This is a genomic window from Phaeobacter gallaeciensis DSM 26640 (assembly GCF_000511385.1).
Taxonomy (GTDB): Bacteria; Pseudomonadota; Alphaproteobacteria; order Rhodobacterales; family Rhodobacteraceae; genus Phaeobacter; species Phaeobacter gallaeciensis.
On record NC_023137.1, the window covers coordinates 557,501 to 573,417 of the forward strand.

10 protein-coding genes, 1 tRNA gene and 2 rRNA genes are annotated in these 15,917 nt (G+C 55.8%); 8 read left to right on the plus strand and 5 right to left on the minus strand.

Going from position 1 to position 15,917, the window contains the following annotated elements:
- Window positions 1-47 precede the first annotated feature (47 nt).
- The 7 genes from GAL_RS02760 to GAL_RS02790 all read left to right on the plus strand — a co-directional run bounded on the left by GAL_RS02760 (window position 48) and on the right by GAL_RS02790 (window position 7,180).
- Window positions 48-2,875 (plus strand): 23S ribosomal RNA (locus GAL_RS02760).
- A 118-nt stretch (window positions 2,876-2,993) separates the two neighbouring features.
- Window positions 2,994-3,108, plus strand: a 5S ribosomal RNA gene (gene rrf, locus GAL_RS02765).
- A gap of 99 nt (window positions 3,109-3,207) precedes the next feature.
- Window positions 3,208-3,284: transfer RNA gene (locus GAL_RS02770), tRNA-Met, on the plus strand.
- A gap of 177 nt (window positions 3,285-3,461) precedes the next feature.
- Entirely contained in the window at window positions 3,462-3,875 is a 414-nt protein-coding gene (locus GAL_RS02775) for a hypothetical protein (protein WP_024096067.1), read from the plus strand.
- A gap of 141 nt (window positions 3,876-4,016) precedes the next feature.
- Entirely contained in the window at window positions 4,017-5,207 is a 1,191-nt protein-coding gene (locus GAL_RS02780) for a class I SAM-dependent methyltransferase (protein ID WP_024096068.1), read from the plus strand.
- A 20-nt stretch (window positions 5,208-5,227) separates the two neighbouring features.
- Window positions 5,228-6,313, plus strand: coding sequence for an NAD-dependent epimerase/dehydratase family protein (locus GAL_RS02785; RefSeq protein ID WP_024096069.1), 1,086 nt, complete (start codon window positions 5,228-5,230; stop codon window positions 6,311-6,313).
- Between the two features lie 6 nt (window positions 6,314-6,319).
- Window positions 6,320-7,180, plus strand: coding sequence for a Gfo/Idh/MocA family protein (locus tag GAL_RS02790; RefSeq protein ID WP_024096070.1), 861 nt, complete (start codon window positions 6,320-6,322; stop codon window positions 7,178-7,180).
- Here the strand turns inward: GAL_RS02790 and GAL_RS02795 are convergent.
- Together GAL_RS02795 and GAL_RS02800 are read right to left on the minus strand one after the other, a co-directional pair.
- Window positions 7,164-8,180, minus strand: coding sequence for a hypothetical protein (locus GAL_RS02795; RefSeq protein WP_024096071.1), 1,017 nt, complete (start codon window positions 8,178-8,180; stop codon window positions 7,164-7,166). The two genes, GAL_RS02790 and GAL_RS02795, sit on opposite strands and share 17 nt — an antisense overlap.
- Before the next feature lie 312 nt (window positions 8,181-8,492).
- Window positions 8,493-11,627: a transporter substrate-binding domain-containing protein gene (locus tag GAL_RS02800; RefSeq protein ID WP_024096072.1), complete on the minus strand. Its 3,135-nt coding sequence runs from the start codon at window positions 11,625-11,627 to the stop codon at window positions 8,493-8,495.
- 233 nt (window positions 11,628-11,860) lie between these two features.
- On the opposite strand from GAL_RS02800, the gene GAL_RS02805 reads away from it, so the two are divergent.
- Entirely contained in the window at window positions 11,861-12,268 is a 408-nt protein-coding gene (locus GAL_RS02805) for a response regulator transcription factor (protein WP_024096073.1), read from the plus strand.
- A 106-nt stretch (window positions 12,269-12,374) separates the two neighbouring features.
- On the opposite strand, the gene GAL_RS02810 is transcribed toward GAL_RS02805, so the two are convergent.
- The 3 genes from GAL_RS02810 to GAL_RS02820 form a co-directional block, all read right to left on the minus strand.
- Window positions 12,375-13,475 (minus strand): M24 family metallopeptidase, encoded by a 1,101-nt coding sequence (locus tag GAL_RS02810; RefSeq protein ID WP_024096074.1) that lies wholly within the window; start codon window positions 13,473-13,475, stop codon window positions 12,375-12,377.
- Between the two features lie 150 nt (window positions 13,476-13,625).
- Entirely contained in the window at window positions 13,626-15,212 is a 1,587-nt protein-coding gene (locus GAL_RS02815) for an ABC transporter substrate-binding protein (RefSeq protein ID WP_024096075.1), read from the minus strand.
- A 46-nt stretch (window positions 15,213-15,258) separates the two neighbouring features.
- Entirely contained in the window at window positions 15,259-15,876 is a 618-nt protein-coding gene (locus GAL_RS02820; RefSeq protein WP_024096076.1) for a helix-turn-helix domain-containing protein, read from the minus strand.
- Between the last annotated feature and the right edge of the window lie 41 nt (window positions 15,877-15,917).

Sequence of the window (15,917 nt, forward strand, 5' to 3'; positions counted from 1 at the left end):
CTTACCAGCTTCTGTGGCGTGACAGTTCACTGTCTTTTTCTGGACCAGATCAAGCGCGAGAAGGGCGTTTGGTGGATGCCTTGGCAGTAAGAGGCGATGAAGGACGTGATACTCTGCGATAAGTCATGGGGAGCTGAGAATAGGCTTTGATCCATGAATTTCCGAATGGGGGAACCCACCTGACAGTTCGTTATTGTTAGCTCTGCTATCAATAATGAGCTTAATCAGGTACTTAAGACCTGAATACATAGGGTTTTAAGAGCAAACCCGGGGAACTGAAACATCTAAGTACCCGGAGGAAAGGACATCAATATGATACTCCCCTAGTAGCGGCGAGCGAACGGGGACCAGCCGAGCCTTGAGTGTGAATAGAATGTGTTGGGAAGCACAGCCATAGTGGGTGATAGCCCCGTATATGAAGCATGATAGGACGTATTAAGTAGGGCGGGACACGTGAAATCCTGTCTGAAGATCGGAGGACCACCTTCGAAGGCTAAGTACTCCTTACTGACCGATAGCGAACCAGTACCGTGAGGGAAAGGTGAAAAGCACCCCGACGAGGGGAGTGAAACAGTACCTGAAACCGAACGCCTACAATCAGTTGGAGGCCCCTTGAGGGCTGACAGCGTACCTTTTGTATAATGGGTCATCGACTTGGTCTCACGAGCAAGCTTAAGCCGTTAGGTGTAGGCGCAGCGAAAGCGAGTCTTAATAGGGCGCATGAGTTCGTGGGATCAGACCCGAAACCGAGTGATCTAGGCATGGCCAGGTTGAAGGTGCAGTAACATGCACTGGAGGACCGAACCCACATCTGTTGAAAAAGATCGGGATGAGCTGTGCCTAGGGGTGAAAGGCCAATCAAACTCGGAGATAGCTGGTTCTCTGCGAAATCTATTTAGGTAGAGCGTCATCCGAATACCCCGGGGGGTAGAGCACTGGATGGGTAATGGGGCCCCACAGGCTTACTGATCCTAACCAAACTCCGAATACCCGGGAGTACTAGATGGCAGACACACTGCGGATGCTAACGTCCGTAGTGGAGAGGGAAACAACCCTGACCTACAGCTAAGGCCCCTAATTCATGGCTAAGTGGGAAAGCAGGTGGGATGTCCAAAACAACCAGGAGGTTGGCTTAGAAGCAGCCATCCTTTAAAGATAGCGTAACAGCTCACTGGTCTAATTAAGACGTCCTGCGGCGAAGATGTAACGGGGCTCAAGCCATGAGCCGAAGCTTAGGATGCACATAGTGCATGGTAGCAGAGCGTAGTGTGACATAGTCTCATGTCTCCTTAGTGTCTTCGGACACATTGGAGACAAGAGGCTTTCGATGAAGCGGGCGCGTGAGCGATCCCGTGGAGAGATCACTAGCGAGAATGATGACATGAGTAGCGACAAAGAGTGTGAGAGACACTCTCGCCGAAAGTCCAAGGGTTCCTGCTTAAAGCTAATCTGAGCAGGGTAAGCCGGCCCCTAAGGCGAGGCCGAAAGGCGTAGCCGATGGGAACTAGGTTAATATTCCTAGGCCAGGAGGATGTGACGGATTGTGAAGGTAGTTCATCCTTATCGGATTGAATGGGCTGCTGATCAGTCCCTGGAAATAGCCCTCCATGAGACCGTACCCTAAACCGACACAGGTGGACTGGTAGAGAATACCAAGGCGCTTGAGAGAACGATGTTGAAGGAACTCGGCAAAATACCTCCGTAAGTTCGCGAGAAGGAGGCCCGGTTCCAAGGCAACTTGGAGCTGGGGGCACAAACCAGGGGGTGGCGACTGTTTATTAAAAACACAGGGCTCTGCGAAGTCGCAAGACGACGTATAGGGTCTGACGCCTGCCCGGTGCCTGAAGGTTAAAAGGAGGGGTGAGAGCTCCGAATTGAAGCCCAGGTAAACGGCGGCCGTAACTATAACGGTCCTAAGGTAGCGAAATTCCTTGTCGGGTAAGTTCCGACCTGCACGAATGGCGTAACGACTTCCCCGCTGTCTCCAACATCGACTCAGCGAAATTGAATTGCCTGTCAAGATGCAGGCTTCCCGCGGTTAGACGGAAAGACCCCGTGCACCTTTACTACAGCTTCGCACTGGCATCAGGATTGTGATGTGCAGGATAGGTGGTAGGCATCGAAACCGGAACGCTAGTTCCGGTGGAGCCTCCCTTGAGATACCACCCTTCGCACTCTTGATGTCTAACCGCGGTCCGTTATCCGGATCCGGGACCCTGCGTGGCGGGTAGTTTGACTGGGGCGGTCGCCTCCTAAAGCGTAACGGAGGCGCGCGAAGGTTGGCTCAGAGCGGTCGGAAATCGCTCGTTGAGTGCAATGGCAGAAGCCAGCCTGACTGCGAGACTGACAAGTCGAGCAGAGACGAAAGTCGGCCATAGTGATCCGGTGGTCCCAAGTGGGAGGGCCATCGCTCAACGGATAAAAGGTACGCCGGGGATAACAGGCTGATACTGCCCAAGAGTCCATATCGACGGCAGTGTTTGGCACCTCGATGTCGGCTCATCTCATCCTGGGGCTGGAGCAGGTCCCAAGGGTACGGCTGTTCGCCGTTTAAAGAGGTACGTGAGCTGGGTTTAGAACGTCGTGAGACAGTTCGGTCCCTATCTGCCGTGGGTGTAGGATACTTGAGAGGAGTTGCCCCTAGTACGAGAGGACCGGGGTGAACGATCCACTGGTGGACCTGTTGTTGCGCCAGCAGCAGTGCAGGGTAGCTATGATCGGACAGGATAACCGCTGAAGGCATCTAAGCGGGAAGCCCCCCTCAAAACAAGGTATCCCTGAGGGCCGAGGTAGACCACCTCGTCAATAGGCCGGAGATGTAAGTGCAGCAATGCATTCAGTTGACCGGTACTAATCGCCCGATAGGCTTGATCTGTTCCAGTAACAGGCAGTGACACAATGAACCAAAAGCAAAACTAAAACATGGACTTCATGTCGATTGTATCTCCGCGACGTCTCAAAATAAAAACGTCGCGAATATGGATTTTCCTCGGTTTGGTGGTCATAGCGCAAGTGAAACACCCGGTCCCATCCCGAACCCGGAAGTTAAGCACTGTTGCGCCGATGGTACTGCGTCTTAAGGCGTGGGAGAGTAGGTCACCGCCAAACCTAGTAAAATCCATAAATCTAAACGATCAAAAATACCTTCAGATATCCCAGCTGAAGGGACACCTTCCTAATCACAAAAAACGTGATCTGGAAATATACCGCGGGATGGAGCAGCCCGGTAGCTCGTCAGGCTCATAACCTGAAGGTCGTAGGTTCAAATCCTACTCCCGCAACCAACTTAAGCAAGCAATAACAAATACTTACAGTCGTCTCCGGGCGGCTTTCCGTGTTTGGAACAACGGCGCTGGAAGCAACGGAAACCCCGCGGAAGAAAACGAGGCACTTTGGAGCCGCGGCGTCAGCGACTTCCTTGCTCAGAGTTGCCATGAGCTCCCCAATAGTCCTGCAATAGAATGACGGCACATCGTCGGGCAAGCCTGACCGATCAATGTAGCTTCTCTGTCCAAAATTCAGCCCATCTGGGGGCCTATTGGGTCAATGACAAAGAAGCCCTGACGCCAACCAAGTGCAGGATGTTCAGCCGTCGTGAGGTGACCTTTCCGCAGCTCAGCGATCTCACGTTGAAGATTGGATTGGTGGAGGGGCCAGGGGGACGCAGATCTCGCTGTATCCATGGGTACAGCCTCGAGATGCTGACGCTGAAAGCGGCGCAGTTATCTGTTTATGCGGAAACCTGCGTGTTAACACTGATAAAACAGCTTTCGAACGAAGCACTTCGGCGGGTCGTGGTGCCATCTGTGTTTTTCTTTTCAACGCAACAGATGGTTAATGCAGCGGCACGACTTCGCGACAGATCCAATGAGTGACGACCCTTTGGACAAACTGGGTGCAATTTAAAAGGCCTTTTACCCTTTATTATAATTGATTCAGTAGATCTGATGCCAAGCCAAGCTGCCGACAAGTCTACAAAGTTGGCATCTGTTGGATTCATTTGTCAAGGAACGCCAATGTCTATGTGCTGCTCTCTCTGCCAAGAGGAAAACCTAGTTAAATTTATAGACTTGGGTCGTCAGCCTTTGGCGAATAAATACCCCCGGCCAACTGATTTCGAAGAAGAGAAATTTTTCTCCCTTGAGGTGTTCTTTTGCGTGACTTGCAAGAATGTTCAGCTGGGGGAAATGGTTCCACGGGCCCTCATGTTTGAGGATTACTACTATTTGAGTTCGGTCAATGGAGGCCTTGTGCGCCACTTCGAGGCATTGGCTGAAGATCTACAAGGCGCTGAATTCATAGTTGATATCGGTTCCAATGATGGCGTGCTGCTACGACCGTTGAAACAACTTGGTGTATGCGCCCTCGGAATAGAGCCCTCAGTGAATGTCTCTAAAATCGCCAATGACGAGGGACTGGAAACAATCTGTGCGTTCTTTGACGAGGCCTCGGCAAGACAGATTGTCAACAGTCATGGTGAAGCCGATGTGATTGTGGCAAGTAGCGTATTCACCCATCTTGATGCCCCAGATGAGTTTATCCGGGCTGCGGATATCTTGCTGGCTGAAACGGGCAAGCTGGTGATTGAGGTCGAATATATCCTCAATATGATCAATCAATTGCAGTATGAACGTTTCTACCTGGATAGGATCTTCTATTATTCGATCTCTTCGATGAAAACTCTGTTCGGCAAGCACGGTATGGTGATCACGCAGGTGGAACCGGTCGCCCAACATGGGGGGTCTCTTCGGTTCACGTTAATGCGCGAGGCGGCCGGCAGCCAAGCATCAGAGCTTGATGAGTTGATTGCCACCGAATTGGAGGTCTTGAACTCCGAAGCACTAATGGATTTTGGACAGCGCTGCCGGTCGTTGACCGATAATCTGGTGGCTGGACTGAAGAGCTGGCGGGACGCTGGTGTAAAAGTGGCCGGTTATGGTGCGCCAGCTCGGCTTTCAACAATCACGAATTTCGGCGGTATTGATAGTGAGTTGCTTCCCTTTACCGTCGACGACAGCCCGCTGAAGCAGGGGCGTACCTCTCCCGGGGCACATATCCCGGTGGTCGCGGCCTCTGAACTCGAGACCTATCAACCTGAAGTGCTTGTGGTCTTTGCTTACGAATATATCGATGACATTCGGGAAAAAACCGGCAACGCCTATGATTATTACATGCCTATTCCGCTTGTTGAACTCAAAGCTTCCTGAAATTTAGAATGGGGGACAATATGTCTCAAGAAATTCAACGCATTGTCGAACGCCTCGGAACGAATGCTCAACGGTTTTCAGGAAAAACTATCCTGCTTGCTGGTGGGGCTGGCTTTTTGGGGAAGCATTTCCTCAAGGTTTTCCAAAAGCTGAACCAAGAGGTGCTACACAAGCCTTGCAAGGTCATTTCTGTCGACAACTACATTACCGGCACCCAAAATCTCGACGACAGTATCGCGAATGATCCCCAGATAATGCAGGTTTGGGCCGATGTGACACATCCACTGCCTGTACGTGAGGATATCGACTTTATTATCCATGGGGCAGGCATTGCTTCGCCGGTATACTATATGCGTTACCCATTGGAGACCATTGAAAGTGCCGTGCATGGCACACGCAACCTTCTAAATCTGGCGGCGAGCAACAAGGAACTTGAGGGCTTTTTGTTCTTCAGCTCTTCTGAGATCTATGGCGACCCAGACCCGCGTGCGGTTCCGATCAAAGAAGATTACTATGGCAATGTATCAACTGTTGGTCCGCGGGCCTGCTATGATGAGTCAAAACGCCTAGGTGAAACGCTCTGCACTATTTATCAGGAACACCACGGTGTCCCGACAAAGATCGTACGTCCTTTCAACGTGTTCGGCCCCGGCATGGGGCACAATGACCGCCGTGTTATTCCCATGTTCACCTATCAGTCGCTGAATGGACGCACTATTCCAGTGCATGGTACCGGTCTGCAAACTCGAACCTTTTGCTATATCACCGACGCCATCTACGGTTTTCTGATGACGCTCCTGCAAGGTGAGCTTGGTGAAGCTTACAATATTGGCAATCCTGACAACGAAATCTCGATGAACGAGTTGGCAGCAATGTACCCAAGACTGGTGCCAGGCGCGACATTTTCCACCATCGACTACCCAGACACTTATCCGGCGGGTGAGCCAAATCGACGATGCCCTGACATCACTAAAGCACGGGAGACCTTTGGGTATACCGCTGAAGTGAATGTTGAAGATGGTTTGCACAGGTTTATCGACTGGGCGCGGCATGAACGCAGCTACATCGATTTTGAACCCGATGCGAACGTGAAACTGGCAGGCTAACGCCACATGGTGGTGTTGGGCTTGGTCGGGCGGGGGGCTTGGGCGCGCAACATCAGCGCGACCCTGGACACCCTGCCAGATGTCGACTGGGTGCCTGTGACCCACCCAGAACCCATGATCGATGGTGTCATCATCGCGAACAAGAGCCAAGATCATGTTTCTTCAGTGCTTCCATTCGTGGAAGCTGGCGTGCCCTGTTTTGTTGAAAAACCATTGGCGACTCGGATCGAGGATTTCCTTCGGCTGGAAGTCGCCGCAGAGGCCGCCGGGGGCGCCGTTTTTGCCGGTCACCTGCACCGGTTTAATCCGGCAGCCGAAGCCTTCTGCGCGGCACTCCCGCAGATCGGGTCGATCCAGTCGGTAAGGGCGTATTGCGCCAACAACAACCCGCGCGATGATACGTCAGTGATATGGGATTGGTTGCCGCACCCGTTGTCTATGGCTCGGCAGATCTTCGGCTCGCCTGCGGATCAAGCCAGGGCCTATAGCCTTCGGGGTAGGGACCGTCCGCTGCATGTTGTTGCGCAGCTTTTGTATCAAGGACGACGATTTGATCTGGAAGCCAGCTGGCTGGCATCGTCTGCTGCGTTTCGACTCATTGCAGAGGGACGTGATGGGAGGCTTATCTTTGATGACAAGGCGGCACATAAGGTTCTGCTTTTTCAAGAAGGCGTTTGCCAGCCCTTAACCTATGAGAATGAGCTCCCGCTTTCGCGGGAGCTGCGCGCGTTTGTCGATATGATCCGCGGAGTGTCCAGGAATGCGTCCCCTCTGAGTGCGGCCAAAGATGTCATGCACAGTCTTGATGCAATTTCACGCTCGGCGCGCAGAATGGGAGAGCCCGTCGCGATCAATTGGCAAGGCTGAGGTGCCCGTAGATCTGCGCCAGGATCTCTTGGACACGGATATCCACATGGCTGGTTTCCATAGCCAGTTCATGACGGGCGATCACACCAGCCTCTCCTTGCTTGCAGAAGTGAGCATTGGCTGCCTCAGTAACCGCTTTCGGATTTTCTAGATCACTTTCCTCAAAGTAGAATAGATGCTCCTGCAGTGCCGACAAGGCTGGCAGCTCTTTCAGGCTAGCGGGTAGGATTGGCACACCACCGGTAATCAGCGCGTCAAATGCACGTATAGGTAGATCATTGCGAGTCGGAATGATCCAATGGCTCATATGGGCGGCCCATTCATCTAGTCGATCCAGTTCCGTCCTCCCATGGTAGGTCTGCGGAGCTGCTCCGACATGCTTGAAATGCTCGCTCAGCCTCTCAAGCATCGAATTACGTTCAGGAAATTGTGGGTGGAGGATGTGGCGCCCAAGCGGCTCGGTATCTCTGGTGATGGTCAGGAAGTGATCACGGTGCTCCTCTAGGTAGGCCCGGGACCACTGGATGACCGCTGCGCTGACCGGTGAGCCCATGGCTGTTGTCATCTGCGCATAAGTTTCATTGTTATGCGGATGACAAGGTATATAAAAATCAGAAAAAAGCGCAAAATTCACTGACTCAGAAATCTGGTGATGATTGTCAAAATCCCAGATGCATACATGCGCACGCGGCTGGTTGGCAAACATACGTGCATATTTCTGCATACCAATTTTAGCGATGTCATTGTTGTTTAAAATATAGATCGTGTCGGCGTCAAAGTGCTCGATCGACTTCAGATTGATGTGATCTATTTGGTTTTTTTTCTCAGTTTGGCTGAAAATACCCTCGCTTAAGTATACCGGCGTGTGTTGTCTTAGTTTCATACCTGCAGAAAACACCTGGCGTCGCAGCTCTTTTTTTTGGTTCCACTGGGCGATCTGTGAACTCTCGGATGTCTTGTGGTGCTGGGCGGGCGGTGATTTTTCCTGGGCGATGGGCATATATATTTAATCCCTTATATTTTCTCATCTGGAAGTTATCTTCCGATCACAAATCATTCAAAACTGGGGCAGTACCTAGGAGCGGATCCTCCTGTAAGCATCAGTAGAATAGGTAAAAAGGCGTGAAAATTTCTCTAACTTGAATAATACTCTTATTTTGCGGGGCGTGACTGTAGGGTTTTGCGCAGCCGCAATTGCGATCCTCGCTGAGAACTACTCCAGCCATGCCGTTTGATCAGCGGCCTTCTCCATGCCTGCAACCTGCAAGACCGACAGCGGTGCTCTTATACAGCGGTGGCTAAGTGGATGGTCCTATCGTTGCAAAGCCGCAGCGAGGGCCGCTGCCAGATCCCTTGGGTGGACGGGTTTTTGCAGTAGCGGGGCCGTGACTGGGCCCATCTCATTCGGGGTGTATCCGGTGAAACCGGAGGTGTAGATCACTGGTATTGTCGGGTGGACCTGGCGGATGCGGTTGGCTAGTTCGAAGCCGCCCATGGCGCCTGGCATCACGACATCCGTCAGAAGAAGATCGAACTGGCTGCCGTCCTGCATCAGCTCCAGCGCCTGTTGCGCGGACCCGACCGGCAGCACGCAGTACCCGAGCGTTACGAGCATATCGCGTGTCATCAGGCGAAGATCTGGTTCATCCTCCGCGAGCAGAATGATCTCACCGGTGCCTTTCTCCAGAGGCGCGGCGATCAGGTCGGCTTTGGAAAGGCTTAGATCGAAGCTGCGCGGCAGCGTCAATTGTACTGTGGTGCCGCTGCCCTGCTGAGAATAGACCCGCAAGTCTCCGTTTGAATGGCGGGCAAAGCCATACACCATTGAGAGCCCCAGCCCGGTGCCAGAATTGCCGTCTTTGGTGGTAAAGAAAGGGTCGGTGCAGCGGGTCAGCGTGGCGTCGTTCATGCCGGGACCATCATCCGTGACGGAGAGTTCAACATAGCGATACTCTGCGGCGGAATCAGACGTGTCCAGCTCTCTATCGTGTCCATCCGGTTTGGTATCAGGGCGACCCTGCGGGGCGGGCACTGAGCGGGCTCTGAGGGTGATGCAGGAACCATCACCGCTGCTCATGATGGCATCACGGCTGTTGAGAACCAGATTCATCAGGGCAGTCTCCAACTGTGCGGGATCGCAATAGACCAGCAGGTCGGGATCGGCCTCCAGCACCTCTATCTCAATCCGCGACTCAAGCATCGGGCGGATCAACTCGTGGAACTCTGCCAGAGTCTCCTGAACCGGTTTGGCCATGGCAAAACCGGGCTGGCGTTTGGCAAAGGCCAGCAGCCGCGTGGTCAATCGGCGCCCCCGGGTGATCGTGGTTGTCGCAGTGCCAAGGAACCGTGCCCGCTGATCGGCGGTGGTTGCGGCTCCCGCCAGATCCACGGCATAGAGCAGCGAGGCCAGAAGGTTGTTGATATCATGGGCAATACCACCCGTCAGCTCACCCAGCGCATCCAGCCTGTTCCTGCGGTCGTTAACCTGCCGGTTGCGCTCCTCGCTGGTGACATCGTCCAGCACCAAGACCAAGGCCACACCATGCTGTTCATTTTTCGGTACTGCGCTGCGGACCCGGACATATCGATGGTCGTCGCGGTTGGCGCTACGCCGCAGCAGATGGGTTTCTCCTGACAGAACATGGCCTGATCGGGCGCGTTGCAGCGGATCGGCGCTGGCATCCAGTGGGGTGAGGGTACCGGTGTCAAGAAAACTGATCGCCTTGGGCCAGACAAATGGCGTCTCAGCCGAGGTATCTCCGAGCATATGGCGGGCGGGGTGGTTGATCCGAATGATCTGGCCTGTCCGGTCAAAGGCTATAATTCCGCTGGTGGCTGCGTTCAGCACCACTTCCAGTTCATCCCGGACCTCGGCGATCTCTGTAGCGCGCCGGGCGTCGTCTCCCGCAGCGCGTCGACGCGTGCGCAGTTGGTGCATACCGAGGACACCTAGCAACGTCAGCAGCCCTCCACCTAAGGCATAGCCGAGCAGGCTCAGCCGCTGCGAAGTCCAGAAGACTGGTGGCTCGAAGTACTTGCGGCGCAGGTCTGTGTAATCGGTTGAAACCAGATATTGAGATAACGCCAGATCCAGCTTGTCACGGACCTCACCAAGGCCGAACCGCAAGGCTGGCGCGCGGTCATAGCGCAGCAGAGCGGGCTGGGTTTCGCTCAACGTATCAAGATCGCTATGGCTTGACGCCGCCAGCGCCAGAATGGCTGGCTGGTCTACGATTGCATCAACCTGTCCGGCCCATAGAGCCGCCATCAGGTCGGAGGCGCGGGGCACGGTCACAAGTTGCCAACCCTCGGCCGCGCCCGCCGCCAGTGCTGCGGCGTTGTCAGCGCGCACAGCAACGCGACGCCCGCTCAGGTCCTGGGGCCGGCGAAATTGCTCCGCATCATCTGGTCGGGTATAGACGGATTGATCCACTGCCAGAACAGGATGGGAGTAATCCATTTGGGCCTGCCGCTCAGGGGTGATCCGATCTGCAGGCAGGAGATCGTAGGTGTCGGATTGCGGACCGCGCTGCCACTCGTCCTCACTGATTTGCTGGAATGTTAGCTCGAGGCCGGTTTGCCGGGCCAGCTGTCGCAGCACCTCCACCCCAAAGCCGGAGAACTCACCACTCGGGCCTACGAACTGATAGGGCGGCGAATGGCGCACCCCAACGCGCAGGACCTCCGGAGCGGGCAGGGGAATATCCAGAAAGTACTTTTTGAGCAGCACGTCAAGACGGCGGTCCGCCTTCATCTTCTGAAGCGCGGTTTCGATATCGGGCATCAATTCCGCCCGGCTTTCATGTAGCGCAACAAAGCGGTTGAACTCACGCAGGGGAGGGTTGAGAAACCGGACCCTACCATCCACTCTGGCGGATTTCGCGATACTGAAGGCAACCGGCTCAGGGATCAGTACGGCATCAATGCGCTCCAATAAAAGCGCCATAATAGCCGCTTCGGCGGTGGTGAAATTCACCGTGGTATTGCGAGCGAGAAATGCCTCCTGTTCAGAGCCGACCGCTGGTGGCACGATCCCCACCCGGACACCGCTGAGCGTCGCGGTGGAGTGACCCTGTACCATGTCTGTCCGTACCATGGGGCGAAGGGTTTCGCTGGAAATCGGTGTTGAGAACAAATTGCTGTTCTGTAGTGCGGGCAGTCGGGCGACACCGGCAATCAGATCAGTACGACCGTCAGCCTGCCCTTGCACGAAATCGTGGCTCGACGTCATCGGCACCAGCGTGATGCTGGTCCCCAGCTCCGTCGCGAGATCCTGCGCGAATGCCACCAGAAATCCGGTTTCTTCGCCCTGGTCGTCGCGCTGCGCAAAGGGGGGAACTGGTAGAAACCCGATGCGCAGCGGATCAGGGGCGTCCTGTGACCAGCAAGGCAGGGCCAGAATCGTCAGCACAAAAAAGGACAAAAGGAACCGGACTGGTCTCGCCATTTAGAAGGCTCCGTAACGCGCTGGCTCAGATTGGGATCGCGGATTGTTGCCATGTTATAAGCGACCAGTCGGGAATGTCAGGCAAAACTGACCTCAGTCCCGGTTCAGCAACCATTATAAGGCTCAACAATTGATCAAACCCCGGACGCTAGGTAAAAGGTTTATGAGAACAACCGCAGCGCGTTGATGTCTGATTCAGGGCAGTATCGCCCAACTGCGGAGGAGCGATGGATATGGCCAATATACTGGTTCTTGAGGATGATGAGATCTTTGCCAGCCTGTTGCAGGACTCCCTGGAACAGGCTGGCCACTTCCCCATCACCTGCGAGGATGCGACTGAGACGATTGCCCAGTACCACGAATACAGCTTTGACCTGGTCATCACCGATCTGATCGTGAAGAAAGACAATCGCGCCGTGCCGGATGGGGGCGTGATGGTTATTTCCTTCCTTCAAGGGCTGGCGCGTGATGGGTATAAGATTCCACCGATTATTGCGATGTCCGGGGCTACGCAACGCCGGGGGTTGGAGCAGTTGTTGGTCACATCCAAAGATCTTGGCGCGACGGCGACACTGACGAAACCGTTTGAGCCGACAGAGCTGCTGACCCTTATTGATCAGTTGTTGGAACGTTCGGTTTGAACATCGTTCGATACAGGTATTGAGGCAATCCAGACGCCGGAGGATATGAAAAGGCGCAGCCCGGATGCGGGTGCGCCTGATTTTTTGGTTGGCAGATGATCTGGTCTCAGCGCCGTTGCATGTCGCGTGGCATCTCAGACAGGATCTCGGCGCCGGTGTCGCGCAGGATCACAATTTCTTCCAGCCGCACGCCAAAGCGGTCCTTGAGATAGATCCCCGGTTCGATCGAGAACACATTGCCTGCGCGCAGTTCCACGTCGGAGGTGGCGGTGATATAGGGCGGCTCATGCACGTCGATACCCAGCCCGTGGCCGGTACGGTGCAGGAACTGCGGACCATATCCGGCGGCAGCAATTGTCTCACGCGCGGCGCGGTCAACCTCGCTGGCGCACACGCCGGGTTTCGCCGCTTGGACTGCGGCCTGTACCGCAGCCTCAACCACCTCAAAGACCTGCTCATATTCGGCCTCCGGCGTGCCGAACCACCCGCAGCGGGTCATGTCCGAAGGGTAGCCGTTCAACCGGCACCCGGTGTCGATCAACACCGCCATGTCGCGGGTCAGTCTGGTGTCGCCGGTGTGGTGATGCGGGAAGGCGCCATTGGCACCGAAGCCGACGATGGTGAATTCCGCGCTGGCGCCGTGGGCCTTGTAATGGGCATGCAGGATCGCCTGCACATCCAGCTCGCTCATGCCCTCTTCAAGACGGGAAAACGCCTCGGTCACGGCGGCATCATTCAACAGATGCGCAGCCTTCAGCGCGTCATATTCGGCGTCGTCCTTCATCGCGCGCAACAGGCCCACGGTATCATCGGTAAAGCGCCGCTTGGGTGCGTCCATTGCATCCAGAACCCGCAGCGCAAAATCGGCGCGCATGGTTTCATCCAGCACCACCGACAGGCCAGCAGCCGTGGCACCGCAGTCACTGAGCAGCTTGGCAAGCGCTGCATCCGGGCCCTCATCATCCGACCAGCAGCAAAATGGCAGATCGGTTGATGTGCGCGCCGCATCGGCGTTTAGCCCCGGCATCAGAAAACCCGCGTGGCTCTGGCTGACCATCAGCAGCACGGGCCGCTCATCACCATGGGGGTTCACGCCGGACAGCCACATCATATGGCTGGAGGGGCCAAGCACCACCAGATCGGTGGCGGTCTCTGTCATGCGGTGGCGCAGCCGGGTCAGCCGGTCTGCATAGGGGGGCGTGGTCATGGGGTTGGTTCCTGTAACGCGGGCGACCTCATCCGTTGCACAGATCAAGGTCGGAAGATGAAAAGAAGGGCCGGCTCATGTCAGCGCCGGCCCCAGATGCCCGCCCCCGGATAAGGGGAGCAGGCGAAAGCGCCAAGTGGCGCCGGGGGATCAGTTCTTTTCCACCAGACGGTAGAAGACAAAGTCGGAGGTCGCGCCATTCACATAGCCGGAGACATCCGCATCCATTGCCACCTGATAAGCGGCCTGGAACATGATCACGATGGGGGAGGTTTTCTGCACCTCTGCCTGCAATTCTCGGTACATCTCCAGACGCTTTTCAGGATCCGCCTCGGTCAGGGCAGCCTTGGTCTTGGCGTTCATATGCTCCGGCACGGCCCAGGCATTGCGCCATGTGGTGGTGGCCGCATAATTGTCGTCCGAGTTGTCGGAGTTATAGGCAAAGGCCTTGGCGTTGGAATGCGGGTCCATGAAGTCTGGGCCCCAATACAAGAGCATCGCCTCATGGCTGCGCTCGCGGTATTTGGTGATCACCTGGCTGCCGGTGCCGGGCAGGATTTCAAAGTTGATCCCCGCATCGGCAAAGCTCGCCTGCAAGGACTGCGCCATATCGGTAAAGGGGGCCGCATTGATCACATCCAGCGAGACGGTGATCGGGGTCTCAATCCCGGCCTCACTGAGGATGGATTTTGCCCGCTCCGGGTCATAGCCAAACGGGGTCTCATCGTAGGAACCGGGGAAACCTTTGGGCCAGAATGCCTGATGGATCTCCATCTGGCCGTTGATGATGGTGTCGGTCATGCCCTTGTAATCGACCAGATAGCGCGCGGCCTCCCAGACGGCAGGGTCGGTCAGGCTGTCGGTTTTCTGGTTGAAGGACAGGAAATGCACCGCCGCTTGCGGGTAAGTCTCCACCTTGATGGTGTCGCTGTCAAAGCCGCGGATCTGGTCGGGTGTCAGATTGCGGGCCATGTCGATATCGCCGGATTCCAGCAGCAGCTCCTGCGTAGCGGCTTCGGCCACATGGCGGATGATGACGCTCTCCATCTTGGGGGCGCCCTTGAAGTAATCCGCATTGGCCGCCAGCCGTACCATCTGCGCGGGGCGGTAGCCCTGCAATTTGAACGGGCCGGAGCCAGCGGCGTTTTCATTCAGCCAGCCATTGCCCATATCGCCGTCCACGGCATTGGCCATCACCACCTCTTTGTCCACCACCGAGGCGGGGCGAGCGGCCAATACGTTCATCACAAAGGCGGGGGAAAAATCCCCTTCGTATTTGATGGTGACGCTGTTGCCGTCGGTGGTGATCATCTGATCGACATTTTCGGCGGTCCAGCCCAGTTGTGCCAGGATGAAGGCCGGCGTCAGGTTCAGTTTGATCACCCGCGCCAGTGAAAACACCACATCCTCACCGCGCACCGGGTTGCCGGAGTGGAACACCGCATCGTCGCGCAGGGTGAAGCGGATGGTCTTGGCCGCGGCGTCGATTTCCCAGGCGCTGGCAAGGCCGGGCGCCAGAACGGTGGGATCTTCGGCGTCATATTGCACAAGGCGATCATAGAGGTTGGTCACCAGCTCACCAGAGGTGAACTCATAGGCCTGAGCGGGATCGATGGCGACGATATCGTCGATGTTTTGCGCCACGATCAGCGCATTGGCGGGCGTGTCAGCGATAGCGCCGCTCGCCAGAGGCAGCGCCATCACGCTGGCCAGCAAGGCGGATTTCACGAGGTTCATGTCAGTGTCTCCCTGTTTTGTTCATTCTATATGCCTGACGGATCGGTCAGGGCAGGTCCGGTGTGTTGGTGCTGTGCAAAACGCTGAGGGTGCCGGTCCACAACAGCCGGGCAGGCAGGTCGGTCGGATTGCTCCAGGAATGGGAGGTCAGACCGCTGTAGTGCAGGCTGTCCCCAACCTGTAGACGGAACACCTGCCCATCCAGTGACTGGTCGATCTCTCCCTCCAGCACATAGAGCATCTCCTCACCCTCATGGCTGACTTCCTCTGAGACATAGCCGGGCGGCACATGGAGGATATAGCTGGACAATTCGGCACCCGGAAACTGCGCGCCGAGCGCCTCATAGGTGATAGAAGAGCCCGCCAGTGAAAACTGCGTGCGCGTTGTCGCCCGCGTCAGCGCATCCGAGGGTTTCGGCGTGGCAATGAAATACTCCAGCCCAACCTCCAAAGCTGAGGCAATCTGTGCCAGCGTGCCCAGCGTTGGGGTGGCATTGTCGCGCTCCACCTGGCTCAGATAGCCGACGGATACGCCGGCGGTATCGCCTAGAGCCTGAAGCGTCAGCCCCATCTGCTTGCGTCGCTTACGGATCAGCGCCCCCAGCATCGGGCCTGCGCTGTTGCGGGTCTTGACGGGTTTGGAGGCGGCACTGGTCTGGGGCATTGGCGGCTTTCGTCTGATCCTGTTTTATCCAGCTTAGAAAA

Excerpts from the sequence above, each read along its gene's own strand:
- GAL_RS02775 (WP_024096067.1), top strand. The coding sequence starts at position 3,462 with ATGACGGCACATCGTCGGGCAAGCCTGACCGATCAATGTAGCTTCTCT.
- GAL_RS02780 (WP_024096068.1), top strand. The coding sequence starts at position 4,017 with ATGTCTATGTGCTGCTCTCTCTGCCAAGAGGAAAACCTAGTTAAATTT.
- GAL_RS02785 (WP_024096069.1), top strand. The coding sequence starts at position 5,228 with ATGTCTCAAGAAATTCAACGCATTGTCGAACGCCTCGGAACGAATGCT.
- GAL_RS02790 (WP_024096070.1), top strand. The coding sequence starts at position 6,320 with ATGGTGGTGTTGGGCTTGGTCGGGCGGGGGGCTTGGGCGCGCAACATC.
- GAL_RS02795 (WP_024096071.1), bottom strand. The coding sequence starts at position 8,180 with ATGCCCATCGCCCAGGAAAAATCACCGCCCGCCCAGCACCACAAGACA.
- GAL_RS02800 (WP_024096072.1), bottom strand. The coding sequence starts at position 11,627 with ATGGCGAGACCAGTCCGGTTCCTTTTGTCCTTTTTTGTGCTGACGATT.
- GAL_RS02805 (WP_024096073.1), top strand. The coding sequence starts at position 11,861 with ATGGCCAATATACTGGTTCTTGAGGATGATGAGATCTTTGCCAGCCTG.
- GAL_RS02810 (WP_024096074.1), bottom strand. The coding sequence starts at position 13,475 with ATGACCACGCCCCCCTATGCAGACCGGCTGACCCGGCTGCGCCACCGC.
- GAL_RS02815 (WP_024096075.1), bottom strand. The coding sequence starts at position 15,212 with ATGAACCTCGTGAAATCCGCCTTGCTGGCCAGCGTGATGGCGCTGCCT.
- GAL_RS02820 (WP_024096076.1), bottom strand. The coding sequence starts at position 15,876 with ATGCCCCAGACCAGTGCCGCCTCCAAACCCGTCAAGACCCGCAACAGC.